This is a genomic window from Paenibacillus sp. J5C2022, from assembly GCF_025567625.1.
Classification (GTDB): domain Bacteria; phylum Bacillota; class Bacilli; order Paenibacillales; family Paenibacillaceae; genus Pristimantibacillus.
Window position 1 is genome coordinate 40,228 of the sequence record NZ_JAOQJC010000021.1, and the last position, 18,226, is coordinate 58,453.

Below are 18,226 nucleotides of genomic sequence, written 5' to 3' on the forward strand. Positions count from 1 at the left end.
TCGATCCAGAAATGGTGTGTGACTAGGTCGCGCTCTGGCTTTCTGTGACACTGTTAAGAGCGCCTGCATCCTTTCTGCAAATATTAGGGTATAAGGAAGGTAGAAATGAGTAACAAACAATCGAAAACAGACGTGATCTTAATCGGTGCCGGAATTATGAGCGCGACTTTAGGCGCGTTGTTGAAAGAATTAGTGCCGGACTGGAAAATCAAGGTATTCGAGCGGCGTGCAACCGCTGGCGAGGAAAGCTCGAACGAATGGAACAATGCGGGGACGGGTCATGCGTCGCTATGCGAGCTGAACTATACGTCCGCCAAACCGGACGGAACCATAGATATTAGCAAAGCGGTCAAAGTGAATGAAGAGTTCCAGGTATCCAAGCAGTTCTGGTCCTATCTCGTGGACAGCGGTCTGATCAACAATCCGAAGGATTTTATTATGCAGGTGCCGCATATGAGCTTTGTGCAAGGGGAGAAGGATGTCGCGTTCCTGAAGAAGCGTTTTGAAGCGATGTCCAGCAATCCATTGTTTGCCGGCATGGAGTTTTCCGATGATCCGGGCAAGTTGAAGGAATGGATTCCGCTTATGATGAAAGACCGGGTAGCGTCTCAGCCGATGGCGGCGACAAGAATCCAATCCGGCACGGACGTCAATTTCGGCTCCTTGACCAGAATTTTGTTCAAGCATCTGAATAGTAAAGGCGTCGGCATTCAGTACAAGCAAAATGTAGATGATATTAAGCGTGCCGCCGACGGCTCCTGGGAGTTGAAGGTGCGGGACATCGATAGCGGAGCCGTCGAGCGCCATAACGCCAAGTTCGTCTTTATCGGCGGCGGGGGCGGAAGCTTGCACCTGCTGCAGAAGTCCGGCATTCCGGAAGGCAAAGGCATCGGAGGCTTCCCGGTAAGCGGACTGTTCATGGTCTGCCAGAATCCGGACGTTGTCGCGCAGCATCGTGCGAAAGTTTACGGGAAAGCTCCTGTTGGCGCTCCGCCGATGTCCGTTCCGCATCTGGATACCCGCTTTATCGAGAACAAGGAATCGCTGCTGTTCGGGCCGTTCGCCGGCTTCACGCCGAAGTTCCTGAAGTTCGGCTCCAATCTGGACTTGATCACTTCCGTGAAGACAAGCAATCTGACCACGATGATGGCGGCAGGCGTGAAGAATGTCCCGTTGACGACTTACTTGATCAAGCAAGTGATGCAGTCGAAGGAGAAGCGCATGGAAGCGCTGCGGGAGTTCGTCCCGAACGCCAAGAGCGAAGACTGGGATCTGCTGGTCGCCGGCCAGCGTGTGCAGATTATTAAAGATACGGCTGCAGGCAAAGGAACGCTTCAGTTCGGCACGGAGGTCATTAGCGCGGCTGACGGCTCGATAGCCGCATTGCTGGGCGCATCTCCAGGCGCTTCTACTGCGGTGTCCGTCATGCTGGAAGTTCTTCAGAAGTGCTTCCCGCAGCAGGTGAAGGCATGGGAGCCGAAGCTGAAAGAGATGATTCCTTCTTACGGTGTAGCTTTGCTGAAAAAGCCTGAGCTTATACAAGAGATTCATGCATCGACAGAACGGACGCTTGGCCTTAGCACTGAACAGGAGCATGTCCTTCAGACGGTATAAACGGATATAGATAAAACGGCCATAGTCATGCGTGCCGCGACTAATGGCCGTTTTTCTATTCTAATCAGGCGCAGAAGGCGTGTTGACATTGCTGGCTCAGAGAGCTATGATTGGTTGCGTAAACGTTTAACCTACAATCTGATCCCCTCCTATTTTCGAGCGGGCAGCGCATACGTATGAGGTGAGATGATGTCAGCGACAATTAAAGATATAGCCAAAGCTGCAGGTGTCTCCATCGCTACTGTATCCAGAGTCATCAATCAACTGGGCGGATACAACGAGGAAACAGGGAAGCGGGTCATTGCCGTCGCGAGGGAGCTTGGCTATCGGAAGAACGAGAGTGCGAGAAGTCTGGTGCAGAAGACGACGAAGACGATCGGCATCATTATGCCGGATGTGGCGACATCCTTCTATGGCGACATTACGAAAGGCATCGAGGACATTTCGTTCGAGCATGGCTATAGTGTTATCCTGACGCATGCGGGCTCCCGCGGCTCCCGTATCCGCGAAAGCCTGAATCTGATGGGCGAGCGACGAGTGGACGGGCTGATTATCGTATCGGTAGAACTGCAAGCAGAAGGAATCGAATTGCTGCTGTCGCTGGGCATTCCGCATATTCTGCTATCCACCAAGACGGCGTCGGAGCAAGTGCCTTATATGAAGGTGGACGATTATGGGGCAGCCTATACGGCAGTGAAGCATCTTATTGACTGTGGCCATCGCTTCATCGGCATGGCGGGCGCAGATCCGGAGGATGCGATAGCAGGCGTGCCGCGCATGGAAGGCTACAAGCAGGCGCTAAGCGATTGCGGGCTGAAGGTAGACTCTCATGTCATCAAGACCGGTGACTTCAGCTTTGACGCCGGGAAGCGGGCCATGCAGGCATTCATTGAAGAGCAAGCACCGATTACGGCTGTCTTCTGCGTTAGCGATGAGGCGGCGCTCGGCATCATATCCGCATGCTACGAGCGGGGAATCCGCGTGCCGGATGATATCTCTGTGGTAGGCTACGATAATTCGAAGGTGTCACAGATGTCGATACCCCCGCTAACGACCGTTGCGCAGCCGCTGTATGAGATGGGAAGAGCGGGCTGTTTGGAGCTGATACGTTCTATTCAAGGGAAGACGAATATTGTCTCCAAAGTAATCCCTCATGAACTGGTTATACGTCAGTCGGTACGGAAAATTTTATAGTCTATGTAAACAATATGAGCGATAGCTTCCCCTTTTGAATCATGATATTTTTTTACGTGTTACGTAAACGTTTACGTTACGTATGACAGGGCATATGGATAGAATAATAAGAAGGAGTGAGACAGAATGGTCAAAGGATATGAAGCGAAAGGGATGGAGAAGGAAGTGAAATGGTGGCAGACGGCGGTCGTGTATCAGATCTACCCGCGCAGCTTCCAAGATAGCGATGGGGACGGGATCGGCGATCTTAGAGGAATCATTAACCGGATCGACTACTTGAAGCTGCTGGGCATTACGGCCATCTGGCTCTCGCCGGTGTACAAATCGCCGAACGACGATAACGGCTACGATATTAGCGACTACCAAGACATTATGGACGAATTCGGGACGATGGCGGATATGGAGGAGTTGCTTGCCAAGGCGAACGAAGCGAGCATCAAGATCGTTATGGATCTTGTCGTGAATCATACGTCGGATGAGCATAAATGGTTCATCGAGGCGAAGAAGAGCCGCGACAATGCTTACCGCGACTATTATATATGGCGTGACCCCGTGGACGGCGCTGAACCGAACGAGCTAGGCTCCATCTTCAGCGGCTCCGCATGGGAGTTCGACGAGGCCAGCGGCCAGTATTATCTGCATTTGTTCAGCAAGCGTCAGCCGGACTTGAACTGGGAGAATGAGAAGGTGCGCCGCGAAGTGTACGATATGATGAATTTCTGGCTGGATAAAGGGGTGGGAGGCTTCCGTATGGACGTCATCGACCTGATCGGCAAGCTGCCGGATCAGGGCATCACCGGCAACGGTCCGAAGCTGCACGAATACCTGCAAGAGATGAATCGGGAGACATTCGGCTCCCACGACGTCCTGACCGTCGGCGAGACTTGGGGAGCGACGCCGGAGATCGCGAAGCAGTATTCCGATCCGAAGCGCAATGAGCTGTCGATGGTATTCCAGTTCGAGCATATCGGCCTGGACCAGCAGGAGGGCAAAGACAAGTGGGATCTGAAGCCGCTCGATATTGCCGAGTTGAAGGAAGTGCTGGTGAAGTGGCAGACGTCGCTCGGCGATGAAGGCTGGAACAGCCTGTTCTGGAATAACCACGACTTGCCGCGCATCGTATCCCGCTGGGGGAATGACCGGGAGCTGCGCGAGCAGTGCGCGAAGATGTTCGCCATTCTGCTGCATATAATGAAAGGCACGCCTTATATTTACCAAGGAGAAGAGATCGGCATGACCAATTGTCCGGTGACGAGCATTGACGAAGTGGAGGATATCGAAGCCGTCAATATGTATCATGACCGGTTGGCGAAGGGCTATGCCGTGGAGGACATTATCCGGTCGATCAATGCCAAGGGGAGGGACAATGCGCGTACGCCGATGCAGTGGGATGACAGCGTCAATGGCGGCTTCACGTCCGGCACCCCTTGGCTGCATGTGAATCCGAACTATGCGGAGATCAATGTGCAGCGCAATCTGGACAATCCGGATTCCATCTTCTACACCTATAAGCGTCTCATTCAGCTTCGCAAGGACAATCCCATTATCGTGTGGGGAGACTTCGAGCTGATTGCGCATACAGTGAAAGAAGTATTCGCCTATTATCGCTTATATAACGGCGAGAAGTGGCTAGTGGCGGCGAATATGTCGGAGCGCGAGCATGCATTCGGCGTAGAAGAAGATGCCGATGAGATCCTGATAAGCAACTACAACCGCTCGTCCATCGATATCAGGCAGCTGACGCTGCAGCCGTATGAGGCTTTTGCCGTCAAGGTCAGAGGGTAATGGTGAGCCCGCATGCCAGAGCATGCGGGCTATGAAGCGTCAGAGGAAAGCGATGATCCCGGCGCCAAGCGCCAGTATGCCGACGGCCGCTATGAATATCTCGGTGCGGACGACAGATTTCTTCATGAGCTTGCCGGCATATAAATTGACGAAGCTGTGTGCGGGGATCAGCAGTACTACTAGCCATGGGGATTTCGCGACGAGCAGGGTACAGCCGATATGAAATGCGCTTGCAAATATGCGTTCCACGATGCCCCATAGTGGAAGACGAGCCAGAATAGCAACGGGACCAAAACATAGAACGGTATCATGTATTTGGCCTTGTTCATCGTGCTTTGAAACTGCTGATGAATATCGTCGCCTTGATGAGCGTCGCTCGACAATGTCATTTGCTTTCATCTCCTTTAATTGGCGGCGATTCCGCACTGATGCTTGCATGTGGCTTGGTCTCCGGGATGATGATCGTCGTGATGGTTCTTCTTCTGCGATCGGGAGCGGGCTTATTCCCGACATGCTTCATGAGCTGTGTCCGCAACCCTTGAACCAGCTCCATATATTCCTCATCGGACAGGAGAAGATCCGGCTGTCGGAACGATACGCCGTCTTGTCGAAGATCGAATTGATCCTGTTGAAGATACTTCCCGTAATCTCCAAGCAAGGAAGCGATAAACTTCATGAACAATTTCATATGCTCGTCAGGTGTCATAGCGGCCAGCTCTTGAGCTGGAATATCTGCACCGTTCTCCGCCAGACTGTAAACTTTCAACATGGCACCACGAATTTGCTTATGCTCTACAACTTCAACCAGTTGAGCCTTAAGCAGCTTGTTCAGATGGCGATACATCGTAGCTTGCGGAATATCGGGCATAAGCTGTGAATAAGGCCGGTCAGTGGATATGGATATATTTGGAGTCTATTTCGACCGTCCTTATGCTGTGTATACTATGTAGGAGCGCACTAGAATCAGACGTTACCTAATGGTCATCGTGAGCATAGCAGCTAATCTGCTGCAGTCGAAGGTTGCGTTCACCGATTGCAAGCGGCAGAGGCAGGCCGGAGGGCCTCCGTGTTCCACAGGAACAGCATCCCCGGCCTGAAGGGTGTTCAATGTTGGGATGAAGGTGGCGATGTCAAGACGCAGCGGTTGAATTCACTTCGGATAGAAGAAGGAAGACAGCTTCCATAACGGCGAGTGATCAATAACTAAAGCTTGGTCATTCCCAGCGATAGGGTCATTCTGATGGATAACCTTCACTTGTTTATCCTTATGCTCCGGGAATCGTTCATGCAGTACGACATATACCGCATTCGCCTGAGCCCAGGAGGCATTGCCGGAAGCTAATCCAAACTCGTCATACTTCTTATAAGGTGCCAACGATCTTGCCGGATTGTCCGAGTCTGGTGCTACATAATAGATCGTCTGAGCAGACACAAGCTTATCTGCAGTCAGTTGCATGCTCACGTTGACCAGCTCCGTGAATTGCGGGATAACAATCGCGGCTGTCACATTATAGATCGCCCATACGGAGAATAGCGGCAGCACGAGGATAACGCCCGCCTGGCTCCACTTCTGTACAAACGTCTTGTTGGCTATAAGTTGTGAGAGGCCTTTCAGCGACATGATGAGAAACAATAGCAGCAAGGAAGACAAAGCGACTTGCGTACGGTAACTGGGCGGGCTTGATGCGACAAGAAGATTGGGCGTATAAGAGAATAGAATGATCGACAGGCCCATAGCAATGAGGACAAGCTTCCGCTTCACGGAATGGTCGAGGTAAAAAAAAGCGCCGACGAGGGTGGTCCCCAATACCAAGAGGGCTGTCCAGAAGGTAGAATGAATATTGACGAAGTTGGCCGCATCGGTCAGCGGGTAGGTCGCGAACCATTTCAATTTAACCAGAACGTCGTAGAAGCTGGAGATTAATTGCGAGCGCTCCAGTCTATGAACGAAAAACGTCTCTGTCAATTTCAGTATCAGATAGGAAGCAAGCAGGGAGGAAAGGAATACGAGCATATAATAGCCGAACATTCTCACCTGTGTTTCATATTGCTGCCTGTATCGAACGAATAACTGGATAACGGCAAATACCCAGAAAAACATGGCGGCAGGCTGATATATATTAAGCGATACGACCAGGATAAGAGCCGATAGTGCCAGAAGCCCCGCTTTCCTTCTTAAGGCAGCTTCCGCTCTGAATGCTATGCAACGGACGGACAAGGCTGTAAGAGCTGTCGCCCAGGGGAAGATGAAGGTGATAGCCCAAGAGGCATACACTTGAAATGCAGGCAACGTGCCGATAAGAAATCCGCTCACCAGCGATGCTCTTCTGCTCCATCCCGCTCTTCTTAAGCTGATGGAGACGAGCCAAGCCGTGAAGGCTATGCCGAGCACACTAATGAATCGCAGAATGCGCAAGGAATAGAAGGAATCCACCGAAGAGAAGGCCACTATCATCGCCCCGGCATAGAGGGATCGTCCCCCCGCCACTACGTGCTCAAGCGATTGCTTCAGAGTTCCTTGATAGGTCGCGGCCAAGCTGGCATAATCGTCAGTGAACAGGTAAGGAACAAGCCAGCACACGGAATAAAGAGTGAGGAAACCCCCGATTAAAGCTAACAAATCCAAAACAATGGAATGTGTTTTGAATAGAGGTTTGGCGCCCATCAGTTTTTCATCTCCTTGAAAGTTCTTCATTAAGAACATCGTAGCTCAATTGGGCAATATTGTAAAGTAGTGTGTTCCCGATAAAACCTCTGCAGTTGTCATAAAGCGGAAAGTGATATATTGTTTTTATATGAATTTAGTCCTGGTTCGTATAGTCGAAAAGTCCCATATTTATTTCAAATGATCCTTTATAGCAAGGGGTAATAGCTGTGACGATTAAAATGGAGATACCGTTACGAAAATTTCTGCAAAGAAATACAAACCATTGTTCCGACTATTGCGAGCTTGCCCTGAGCTTCGTGGACTGGATCAAATCGCGCCATGAAAGCGGTTATTATTTGCACGCCTATGATCCGGATTGCGTGCATATCCAGTATTTGAAGGAAGGGTTCGCCCTTCGCGTTGCAGCTGTCTCTGCCGAAATCCGCGACGATATGCGACAGTCCGCATCGGACGCCTCACAGACTTATCTTTCGCCGGAGCATGCCGGCCGTATGAAGCATATCATCGACCATCGCAGCGACATGTATGTGCTAGGCATGATCTTTTATGAAATGTTCACCGGAGAAAAACCGTTTCAAGCGGAAACGGCCAATGAATGGAGGCATGCCCATCTCGCCGTACTTCCATCGCCTATGCGAAGCATTCGTCCACATGTCCCCGAAGCGCTGGATGACATTGTTATGAAATTATTGTCGAAGAAGCCCGAAGATCGGTATCAGACCGTATTCGGGCTATACGACGATATGAGGAACTGCAGAGATCAGCTTCGGGACAAGGGGGTCATCGCGCCCTTCACGATAGGAATAGTCGATGAACTGTGCCGATTCCAGCTTCCGACGGGGTTATACGGTCGGCATGAGGAGACGCGTATGCTGCAAGAAGTGTACGAGAGCGCCTGTTCCGGCGTCAAGTCGCTTGCTGTGATAGCGGGCCATCCGGGAAGCGGCAAGACGGCACTCGTCCGGGCATTCGCACAGTCTGTCGGGCAGGGGAAGGGACGCTTCATTGCCGGGAAGGCGGATCAGATTAATCATTCCGTTCCCTATGCGCCGCTGATTATGGCGCTGCGCGAGCTTATCCGGCAAATACTGACGGAATGCGAGGAACGCATCCAGCAGTGGAGAGCGAAAATTATGGCGGCGGCAGGCAACAGCGGCTACGTCCTCTGCGAGATGATTGCCGAGCTTGCCTTGATTATCGGGGAACAGCCGCCTGTGGAGGAGCTGCCGCTGCAAGAGGCGACGATCCGCTTTCAAACGCTACTTAGCCGCTTCGTTAAAGTGTTCGCCGAGGAAAGAGCTCCATTGGTGCTCTGGATTGACAATCTGCATTGTGCCGATTCCGCTACGCTTCATATGCTGCAATTCATTCTGCATGACCCGTCCAATCGGCATATGCTGATTATCGGGACTACTCGCCATCAAGAGTGGAGCAGGGACAGTCTTCTGACGCAGGCCGCTCATCGGCAATCGCTCGGGAACACGCATATCGTCGAAATAACGCTCAATCCTCTCGATTACGCGACAGTAACAGCATATGTTACCAAGACGCTGCGTGCCGACACGACCAACGTGAAGCCGCTAGTGGATACTCTGTTTCAGAAGACGGCAGGCAATCCCTTTCATCTCAAGCAGATGCTGCAGATGATCTATAAGGAAGGAATGCTGCGCTTCCATACGGAACGCCGGCGGTGGGAATGGGATCTGGAAGCCATTCGGGAGAGGAAGGGCTTCAGCGATATAGCGAGCATGATTACGGACAGATTCAATTCCCTTCCGGCGGCTACAAGGCAAGTGCTGGGACTGGCCAGCTGCATTGGCAATCCTTTTCCTCTGGATATACTGACAAGACTGAATATGCACACTTCCGCGGAGACGGAAGAGGCAGTATACGCCGCCCTATCGGTCGGTCTTATCGTTCGCGAACAAGATGATTTCGTATTCCTTCACGATCATGTGCAGAGAACGGCTTATGACCTTATCTTTCCGGCAGAGCGGGAGCGCATTCATTTGGAGATCGGTCGCTTGCTGTCCCAACTGTATCAATCGTCTGCGGAGGACGATCTTCTGTTCGATGTCGTGCATCACTTGAACAGAGGCAGCCGTCACATGACGGAATCCGCGGAGAAAGAATGGACAGCAGAGCTTAATCTGAAAGCGGGCAGAAGGGCCAAGGCTTCCGCCGCGTACGACGGAGCGTTGGAGCTGCTCGACCAGGGGGTCGCGTTAGTTGGGGGCGACGGCTGGTCATGCTGTTCGCCATTATATGCGCAGCTCTTGCTGGAGCGCTCGGAATGCCAATATTACTGTGGCGATACTAAGCGGGCTGAAGCGGCACTGGAGGAGCTGTTGGCTCATGTCCGGGACCCGGGCGGACGGGCCAGAATTTATGTGACGCAAATTAATATGTATGCCTTCGGCAAGAAGGAGAAGAAATCGGCCGAAATCATCTTTCGGGCAATGGCCGAACTGGGGCAGCCCATTCCTTCAAAGCCGTCCAGGCTGATCATGGCTCCCGCCATTGCTTTTACTGGAATGTGGGCCAGGAAACAGAAGGTACCATTGAACGAAGATCCGGCGCATAAAGCGTTAGGCGACATTTATATCGCTTCCTCGTCCATTCTGTTCATAACGGATGCCTCGCAGGCTATTGCGCTAACGACCCGCTGCGTGCGATTGTTTCTGAAGCAGCGCAATAGAGAGGCCTTTCTGGTGGCATTGGGCTCCCTTGCAATCGCTTTATGCTTTGGGCTTAAGAGCTATAAGGCGGCGCTCCGGCTGGTAGAGATGCTGGTCAGCCATTGCGAGACGCTGGATAGTGTGAAAGAAAGAGGGAAGCTCTACTATATGGTGGCCTTTGTATTGCAATTGCTCAAGCCTGGTGAATCCGACGATTACTTTCGCAAAGCGGAACATCTGAGCCTGGAGGCCGGCGATTTGGTGTATGCGGGCTATGCGATTTCTTCCCGATTGATTCTTCTGCAAGGAGATTTGAACAGGCTGAGCCGGCTTTGTCGGCAATATGAGGAATTAGCGGGTATCGTGCTCGACGATATGACGTTAAATGTTCTTCATATCGCCAAGCGCTATGCGCAGCTGCTGCAAGACTCGGCTATGGCTGACGCCAATGTTGAGCAATTGACGTTCCGCAGCGAGCATTTCCGTGAGAGTGAATTTCTGAAGGCGGGTATTGACAACGACTCGTTCAAATCCAACCTGCTCTATTACTATACCTGCAAGCTAGAAGTATATTATCTGTACGGCCATTATACGGAGGCGATAGACTGTGCCGAGCGGTCGGCAAATTATGAGACGGCTACGGTTCTTTCCTTTAATCAGCGCTATTGCTTCTATTATGCGATGGCCATGATGGCTCGCTATGCCGAAGCGCCGCGGGCGCGACAGCAGAGTTATCGCGCGGCGATACGCCGCTTGGTTCGTCGTATGAAGCAATGGGCCGGGAGCGTTCCGGAGAGCGCATTGTCCAAGTATTGGATCTTGCAGGCGGAGTATGCCCGGCTGGTTAAGAAGAAGCGGGGGGGAATCAAGCGCTACAACGACGCCATAAGGCAAGCCCGGGCAATCGGGTGTACATCTGACGAAGCGATTGCTCATGAGCTGTTGGCCAAGCTGTTGATGAGGAACGGTGAAGAGCAAGCTGCCGAATTCCATCTGTCTCAGGCCTGCAAGGCGTATCGGATATGGGGAGCCGAAGGCAAGGCAAGACAGATGCGGGAGCAATATTCTGTGTTGCGGGAACTTGAACCCGTGATGAGGAACGATGATGCTGCGCCGAACGGGATGACGGACAAGAACCAATTATGGTCGGCTCACGGATATATGTCCTACCCTGTTAAGGATGATCCCGACCTCAGCATGCTTAGGCAAGCGACGGAGCTTGATTGGGAGGAAGGCGCCGAGGAGGGGTGGCAGAGCACGTTCGTGAAGATGGCTATGTATAATGCCGGTGCCGACAAAGGAATCTTGTTGCTGGGGAAGGAGAGCCAATGGCACGTTATTGCATCCGAGACGCCCGAAGACGATTCCGATATACAGCCATCCAGTTCAGACCAGTATTCCTCTTCGGTAGTCCAGTTCGTCATGAGATCGGGAGAGCCTGTCATTATTGGCAATGTCGGCAGCGGTTTATTTGCAGCGGACCCCTATATGGTTAAAGTGCGTCCCGGTTCGGTCTTATGTATGCCCGTTCGTTATCCCGATGACTCCCGCGGTGTACTGTATCTGGAGAATCACTTCACCACGCATGCCTTCCGTTCGGAGTGCCTTGCCATACTGGATCTGCTCTTTGCCCGTCTGGCCTACATGGGTCTGCATCGAACGCCTCAGGGAGACGTTCTTGCGGAGATGAAGACGTCTGTGGCGTCCTCGCAGGAGGAAGGGAACGAGCCGCTGACCAGCCGAGAGCTGGAGGTGTTGCGGCTGATGGCGGAAGGGTTGTCCAACAAGGAGATAGGAAGGCGCTTGACGATTACGGAAGGAACGGTGAAAATTCATGCATCCAATATTTATGGCAAGCTGCAAGTGAAAAGAAGAGCGCAAGCCATAGCGAAAGGCAGAGAGCTTCTGCTGATCGGCTAACTGTTGAGCATTGAGCTGTTGGAGTCACGAGGAACGTGCTGCTTGTTCTTGCCGGTGCCGGTCAAGCAGCTCTCCGCGAATGATGGATATTTCCTTGGGAGCGTCAATCGCCAGGCGCAATTGTCCATCATCGCTCTTGATCACCTTGACGACAATATTTCCGTTAATGACGATATATTCCCCCGGCTTTCTTCCTACTACTAGCATGCGTACCGCTCCTTTAATATGAAGAGATGATTCGTATTATAGGCTTTTGCGGCTATCTTGTGATCTGTCGAAAGTTATAGTTGGGCGGAATATGCTTGTCAAATGATGGTTTCCATCTTATTTTCATAGCTGTTATAATGAAACTGGATTCATATTTTACATATGCTGGAGGTCATCATTGTGAAAACGTTGGGATTTTATCATGTAGGCATTGTTGTATCTGATCTGGCGAAATCTGTTGCATTCTATCGCGATACGCTCGGCCTGGAAGTTGCCGTAGACATTACGGACACCTTCGACGGAGAAGAGATCTCGCAAGGGCTGGGAGTTCCGGGTACGAAGCTGCGTGTCGCATACTTGAAGTCGGCCGACAACTTCATTCAGCTGATGGAGTTCGAAGAGCCGAAGTCTCCTATCGAATCGCACCTGCCGCTGCATGCGTATACGACAACACACTTCAGCTTCTATGTGGAGGATCTGGAGCAGACGATGGAAGAGCTTGGAGCGAAGGGCATCCAGTTCTTTTCGCCGATTAATATTGTGCCGGATTCGCTTCGCAATGTGATTAACGCGCGCAAGTGGGTGATCTTCCGCGATCCGGACGGCGTCCTGATCGAGCTTGTGGAGAAAGTATAACGGGGCTGCTTGCAGCTGATAGACGAGCGACATCCCGGCCTGCTTGCAGGCCGGGATGTTCGCGGTTATAGGGATGCCTGACTTAATTCCGTCAGGCGCCAGTCTTCAGGGGAGATGCATATAGAAGGTGACCGATTGGCCGACTGCGCTGCGGGCATAGAGCTTGCCGCCATGCTGCTCTACGATGGACTTGGCAATAGCCAGACCGAGACCGTAGCCGCCTTGCTGGCGCGAACGGGAGGAGTCGGTGCGATAGAAGCGGTCGAAGATGCGGTGCAAGTGCTCCGGCGCGATCCCTTCCCCTGTATTCATCACCGATAATACCGTATCATGGTGCTGCTTCTTCAATGTGATGGCCATACTGCCCCCGGAAGACGTATACTTGACGGCATTGTCCAACAGAATGAGGATAACTTGCTTGATCTGCTCGCTGTTGCCATATACCATACAACCGGGTGCAATATCGTACTGCAAGGCTATTCGCTTCTCGAACAAGACCGCCTCCATCGTCAGCAGGATGGATTCCGCCGCTTCGCTCATATTAAAGTTCGAGAGCATCATAGCCGTACGGCTGTCGTCCATCTCCGTCAGGTAGAGCAAGTCGCTCGTCAGCTTCCCCATCCGTTCCGTCTCCAGCTGGATATAATTCAGCCACTTGGCCTGATTGGCAATGGTATCCTCCCGATTGGCCAGCAGCACATCCGTATTGGTGCGGATAATGGTTAGCGGCGTCTTTAATTCATGCGAGGCATCCGCGATGAACTGCTTCTGCTTATCGAACGCTTCCTTGACAGGAGCGATGGAGCGGCTGGCGAAGAAGCGGCTTAGAAAGTAGATGACGACGAGCATGGCGACGCCCACCGCTACCACGGTATAGATGAGATTCGTGACGATCTTCTGCTGAGCGGTGGCATCCCGATAGACGAGCATATAACCGTCCGGAATGGGCCGAACGAGATAAGCCCAGTCCACTCCATCGTGTCCGAATTGCCCGCGTTCATTGTTCCCGTCCGCTGCTGCCTGCAGGGCAGAGGAGTAGACATCGTCATCCAGTTGGAAGGGAGAAGAGATCTCCACCAGATTCCATTCTTGATCGGTCGTAAGAACGAAGAATACGGGAAGCGCCTTTGGCATCGGAGCCAAGTTTTCAGGAGGGATATCGTGGGGCTCCTTCCTGCCTATATCGGGATGGCGCGATTTCAGATACGATTCCTGAATTCGTTTCAACTCGTTATCGATATCCCGCTGCACGTTCTGATACGTTATCGCGTATACCGTGGCGAAGGACACCAACATCATGACGGATATCATGATCATATTCAACAGCAAGAAGCGGTTTTTCAGCTTTTTGAACATTATACCGGCACCTCTAACACATAGCCGACGCTGCGAATCGTCTGAATACGGACTTTGGATTGAAGGAAGGAGAGCTTCTTCCGCAGGAAGGAAATATACACTTCGACATTATTGTATTCCACTTCGGAATCGAAGCCCCACAGCTTCTCAATAATTTGCTCTTTGGATGTTATCGCTTGCTTCCTGGTGATGAGCAGCTCCAACAACTCGCTTTCTTTTAAATTCAATTTGATCTCCTTGCCGCCTACCGTGAGCTTCAGTTGGGATGTGTGCAGGGACAGATCGCCATACTGCAGGTTATCCTCGGGTATGACCTCGCCTTTCCGTCTTAATGCCGCCCGTATTCGGGCGAGCAACTCGTCCGTAGAGAATGGCTTGGCAATGTAATCATCCGCTCCCACATCAAGCCCGGCCACCTTATCCGGCACGTCCCCTTTCGCTGTAAGCAAAATGACAGGAGTAGAGATCCCTTTGCTTCGAAGCGCCTTTAAGACACGGATTCCGTCCAGCTCCGGCATCATGATATCAAGCAGCAGCAGATCGTAGATACCGCTGAGCGCATAGTCGAGCCCGGTTCTGCCGTCATGGACGACGTCGGTGGAATAATGCTGTTTTTTCAGAATTTGAGATAAAGCCTCGGCAAGATGAATCTCGTCTTCCACAATCAATATTCGCATGGTTCGCCATCCTCACAGTTCAGTCGTCATTCTTTCTTACCATTATGATAACAGTCTAACCTTTAATCAATCTTAATCGGACGTACAGCGACAGGATTAAGACCTTGTACTCTTATTTAAGATTCATTAAAGGTTGAAGGACTAAGCTACTTACAGGCCTATATGGAGCCCGGTGATTATCGTTGCCGATGGCGCCTGCATCGACTGCGAATTAGCAATGGAATGAACGGGGAGTGGGGAAGAATGGATAAACGAAAGTTAAGAGGGGCATTATGGGTGATTCTGCTAGGCATACTGCTAGTCTCTTCAGGATGCCGTCAAGCGATAGCCACCCAGAACGAATCGGACAAAGAAGAGATGGAAGCCGTCAATTGGAGTGAGGATACAGCTACCGTCATAGCTCTGGAAGGGGCGAGTGCTGTCATAACCGGAGAGGGGGCGGCATCCGATGGCGGTTCTGTCATGATTACAAAGGCAGGAACTTACGTATTGAAAGGGAAGTTGGATGACGGTCAGATTGTCGTCGATGTGCCGGACAAGGAGGATGTGCATCTGGTGCTGTACGGGGTGGAGCTATATGATAGCGACAGCGCTCCGCTCTATGTCAAGGAAGCGGGCAATGTCATCCTCACCTTGCAGGAAGGTACGGAGAACCTGGTGGCGGACGGCGCGGAGTATGTATTCCCGGATGAAGAGCCGAACGAGCCGAACGCCGCTATCTTCAGCAAGGACGACCTGATCATTAACGGGACGGGCAAGCTGACGGTGACAGCGAACTTCAACAACGGCATTGCCAGCAAGGACGATCTGCTGATCGAATCGGGAACGATCGAGATTGATGCTGCCGATGACGGATTGATGGGGCGGGACAGCGTGGTCATTAGGGCTGGAACGATAACCATTAAGGCCGACGGAGATGGAGTGAAGTCGACCAATGACGAGGAAGAGGACAAAGGTGTTGTGGTTATGGAAGGCGGCAGCTTGCATATCGAAGCCGGAGCCGACGGCATGCAGGCGATCACCTCTCTGCGAATCGAAGGCGGCGAAGTATCCATCGCATCTGTGGATGATGCATTGCACAGCAACGGTGAGTTGACGGTGACCGGCGGCGAGATTGCCCTGGTATCCGGTGACGATGCCATTCATGCGGATGAGGCGGTTACTATAACCGAAGGGAAGATTGCGATTACGGAAAGTTACGAAGGCATTGAAGCGAAGACGATTGCCATTGAAGGAGGCGAGATCCATGTTGTCTCCTCCGATGACGGAATCAACGCCGCCAGCGGCGACAGCGGCGGGGGCTTTATGGGCGGGCCTGGCAGAGGCGGGGATCAATCCTCCATCGTCATTAGCGGGGGAACGATATCCGTCGATGCGGAGGGCGATGGGTTCGACTCCAACGGGCAGATTGCGATGACGGGAGGGACGGTCATCGTACACGGACCTGTTATGGATAGGAATGGCGCTATCGATTATGACGGCAGCTTCGAGATAAGCGGAGGCTTCCTTGTTGCCGCAGGCAGTGCGGGCATGGCGCAAGCCACCTCCGAGACTTCCAGTCAGAATGCCGTTCTTATGACCTTCTCGCAGCAGCAGCCAGCGGGCTCGCTCGTCCATTTGGAGGACGGCAATGGAGGCGATATCGCGACCTTCGCACCCTCCAAGGCGTATCAAGCGTTGTTAATCAGCTCGCCGGAGCTGGTGGAAGGGGAGAAGTACACGCTCTATACCGGCGGCAGCTCGACAGGTCAGGAAGCAGACGGTCTCTATACCGGCGGCGATTACAAGAACGGCAGCGAAGTTGTCGGCTTCGAGATCGTGAGCCCAATCACATGGCTGAACGAGCAAGGCGTAACGACGGGAAGAAGCGGATGGGGAGGCATGTCGGGCGGCGGAAGAGGCAATATGTCGGGTGGTGGAAGAGGGCAAATGCCGGAAGGAGGACCTGGCGTGATGCCGGGCAACGGTCCAGGTGAGATGCCGGACGGCGGAACAAGTGAGAGACCGAACGGCGGAAGTGGCTCATAGGAAAGGGAATAATGAACGAGGAGCTGAAGAGGCCCCGATTCCAACAGGAGTCGGGGCCTCTTCGCTGATGGCGGATTACAAGTCGTCCTTGAACACGCCGGAGAGTTCAATGGCAAGGCAAGGGACGGTAGCGGAGACGAGCCGATCGTCTTCTGTGAACGTTGCCGTCAGCCGGTATTGTCCGTCCATCAGGATGAACTGGTCGATGAACTTGTGGATGGGGTCGGCCAGCCAGTACTCCTTCACACCGAACTTCTCGTATCCGGATTTCTTAATGGTCTTATCTCGTCGTGCTGTGCCTTCCGATAATATTTCCACAGCCAGATCAGGCACGCCGTAGATGAAGCCGTCGCGGATAATGCCCGTATTCTCCTTCGCTATGTAGATGACATCGGGCTGGAAGACGTTGTCCTCCTCTCGGTAATAAGAAAGCACCCCGCAAGCGACACCTGATCGTGTTCGGCTATGCGGGGTGCTTCCCTGCGCTCTTTCCCTTATTATGGTCGAATTTGTCGGAGGATGTCAACTGTCTCCGGCAAGAAATGCGCTTATTCCGCAATAACCAGGTTGGTGCGCAGCTTCTTGAACTTATGCACAAGTTCGGCATTGGCATGATGATCCGTAATAATGGCATCCACCCGGTCCAGAGGGGCGATGGAGATGGTGACATCCTTGCCGAATTTGGAGCTGTCGGCGGCGACATACACTTGACCCGATTGCTCGATAATTTTTTTGCGGGTGACGGCCTCCTCCAGATTATAATCCGATATGCCTCTATCGATCGTAATGCCGCTGCAGCAGATGAACGCCTTCTGAATATTCAGTCCTTGAAAGTTGAACAAGTAGTCGTACGCAATGACAGACTGCTCATGGTGCCTGATCTTGCCGCCAATGATGACCAGCTCCACGGAGCTGTCCATCAGCTCCTGCACGATCGGGATGGAATTGGTGACGACCGTCAGCAGCTTCTTGTGCTTGACATGCCTGGCGATATGATAAGTGGTCGATCCGCTGTCCAGATAGATGCAATCGCCGTCGCTGATCAGCTCGCTGCACTTTCGGGCGATGCTTTCCTTCTCCTCCAAATGCTTGACCATCCGCTCATCCATCGAGGATTCCCCGAACTTCGCCTGCACGAGCTTGACCCCGCCGTATATTTTCTCTATCTTTCCTTGACTGGTCAGAGCGTTCAGGTCGCGCCGGAGCGTATCGATAGAGATGTCCAGCTCGGCGGTCAGCTCAGGCAACTTGAGCACTTTTTTGATCATGAGCAGATCGAGAATTTTTTTCTGCCTTTCCAGTGGAAGCATGCTTTCACCCTTCAATTATGTCGTGATATAACCTTCTATGAATTGCTAGCAAGCTAGCGCTGGTGCCAGCGCTCTCCCTTCTAAGTCTACTGATTGCGATCACGGGAATCAAGACTTATTCACATTTGCTCTGCATAGTGTGGCAATAGATGA

General features: G+C 52.3%; 15 protein-coding genes. 7 read left to right on the forward strand and 8 right to left on the reverse strand.

Going from position 1 to position 18,226, the window contains the following annotated elements; genetic code table 11:
* The first annotated feature begins 105 nt into the window (after window positions 1–105).
* From M6D81_RS17495 to M6D81_RS17510, 4 genes are all read left to right on the forward strand, one after another.
* Complete coding sequence (locus M6D81_RS17495; RefSeq protein ID WP_262678209.1) at window positions 106–1,614, forward strand: malate:quinone oxidoreductase; 1,509 nt, start codon at window positions 106–108, stop codon at window positions 1,612–1,614.
* 186 nt (window positions 1,615–1,800) lie between these two features.
* The gene (locus M6D81_RS17500) at window positions 1,801–2,808 is read left to right on the forward strand and encodes a LacI family DNA-binding transcriptional regulator (protein WP_262678210.1); all 1,008 of its coding nucleotides are present in this window, start codon (window positions 1,801–1,803) and stop codon (window positions 2,806–2,808) included.
* Window positions 2,809–2,934: 126 nt separating this feature from the next.
* The gene (locus M6D81_RS17505; RefSeq protein ID WP_410795753.1) at window positions 2,935–4,593 is read left to right on the forward strand and encodes a glycoside hydrolase family 13 protein; all 1,659 of its coding nucleotides are present in this window, start codon (window positions 2,935–2,937) and stop codon (window positions 4,591–4,593) included.
* A gap of 12 nt (window positions 4,594–4,605) precedes the next feature.
* The gene (locus tag M6D81_RS17510; RefSeq protein WP_262678211.1) at window positions 4,606–4,737 is read left to right on the forward strand and encodes a hypothetical protein; all 132 of its coding nucleotides are present in this window, start codon (window positions 4,606–4,608) and stop codon (window positions 4,735–4,737) included.
* A gap of 35 nt (window positions 4,738–4,772) precedes the next feature.
* Here the strand turns inward: M6D81_RS17510 and M6D81_RS17515 are convergent, their stop codons facing one another.
* The 3 genes from M6D81_RS17515 to M6D81_RS17525 all read right to left on the reverse strand — a co-directional run bounded on the left by M6D81_RS17515 (window position 4,773) and on the right by M6D81_RS17525 (window position 7,258).
* Complete coding sequence (locus M6D81_RS17515; protein WP_262678212.1) at window positions 4,773–4,982, reverse strand: hypothetical protein; 210 nt, start codon at window positions 4,980–4,982, stop codon at window positions 4,773–4,775.
* Window positions 4,979–5,437: a helix-turn-helix domain-containing protein gene (locus tag M6D81_RS17520; protein WP_262678213.1), complete on the reverse strand. Its 459-nt coding sequence runs from the start codon at window positions 5,435–5,437 to the stop codon at window positions 4,979–4,981. The genes M6D81_RS17515 and M6D81_RS17520 overlap by 4 nt, the downstream gene beginning before the upstream one ends.
* A 306-nt stretch (window positions 5,438–5,743) precedes the next feature.
* Entirely contained in the window at window positions 5,744–7,258 is a 1,515-nt protein-coding gene (locus tag M6D81_RS17525; protein ID WP_262678214.1) for a glucosyltransferase domain-containing protein, read from the reverse strand.
* A gap of 209 nt (window positions 7,259–7,467) precedes the next feature.
* On the opposite strand from M6D81_RS17525, the gene M6D81_RS17530 reads away from it, so the two are divergent.
* Window positions 7,468–11,859, forward strand: coding sequence for an AAA family ATPase (locus tag M6D81_RS17530; RefSeq protein WP_262678215.1), 4,392 nt, complete (start codon window positions 7,468–7,470; stop codon window positions 11,857–11,859).
* Between the two features lie 24 nt (window positions 11,860–11,883).
* Here the strand turns inward: M6D81_RS17530 and M6D81_RS17535 are convergent, their stop codons facing one another.
* A complete protein-coding gene (locus tag M6D81_RS17535) occupies window positions 11,884–12,066 on the reverse strand; it encodes a carbon storage regulator (RefSeq protein ID WP_262678216.1) in 183 nt (60 codons plus the stop codon).
* Window positions 12,067–12,246: 180 nt separating this feature from the next.
* On the opposite strand from M6D81_RS17535, the gene M6D81_RS17540 reads away from it, so the two are divergent.
* Window positions 12,247–12,702: a VOC family protein gene (locus M6D81_RS17540; protein ID WP_262678217.1), complete on the forward strand. Its 456-nt coding sequence runs from the start codon at window positions 12,247–12,249 to the stop codon at window positions 12,700–12,702.
* 105 nt (window positions 12,703–12,807) lie between these two features.
* On the opposite strand, the gene M6D81_RS17545 is transcribed toward M6D81_RS17540, so the two are convergent.
* Together M6D81_RS17545 and M6D81_RS17550 are read right to left on the reverse strand one after the other, a co-directional pair.
* Window positions 12,808–14,058, reverse strand: coding sequence for a sensor histidine kinase (locus M6D81_RS17545; RefSeq protein ID WP_262678218.1), 1,251 nt, complete (start codon window positions 14,056–14,058; stop codon window positions 12,808–12,810).
* On the reverse strand, window positions 14,058–14,735 hold the full coding sequence (locus M6D81_RS17550; RefSeq protein ID WP_262678219.1) for a response regulator transcription factor: 678 nt from the start codon (window positions 14,733–14,735) through the stop codon (window positions 14,058–14,060). The genes M6D81_RS17545 and M6D81_RS17550 overlap by 1 nt, the downstream gene beginning before the upstream one ends.
* Before the next feature lie 243 nt (window positions 14,736–14,978).
* On the opposite strand from M6D81_RS17550, the gene M6D81_RS17555 reads away from it, so the two are divergent.
* Window positions 14,979–16,763, forward strand: a complete 1,785-nt coding sequence (locus tag M6D81_RS17555; RefSeq protein ID WP_262678220.1) for a carbohydrate-binding domain-containing protein — start codon at window positions 14,979–14,981, stop codon at window positions 16,761–16,763.
* A 75-nt stretch (window positions 16,764–16,838) separates the two neighbouring features.
* On the opposite strand, the gene M6D81_RS17560 is transcribed toward M6D81_RS17555, so the two are convergent.
* On the reverse strand, window positions 16,839–17,198 hold the full coding sequence (locus M6D81_RS17560) for a Uma2 family endonuclease (RefSeq protein ID WP_262678221.1): 360 nt from the start codon (window positions 17,196–17,198) through the stop codon (window positions 16,839–16,841).
* A 113-nt stretch (window positions 17,199–17,311) separates the two neighbouring features.
* Window positions 17,312–18,073, reverse strand: a complete 762-nt coding sequence (locus M6D81_RS17565) for a DeoR/GlpR family DNA-binding transcription regulator (protein ID WP_262678222.1) — start codon at window positions 18,071–18,073, stop codon at window positions 17,312–17,314.
* Window positions 18,074–18,226: the final 153 nt, after the last annotated feature.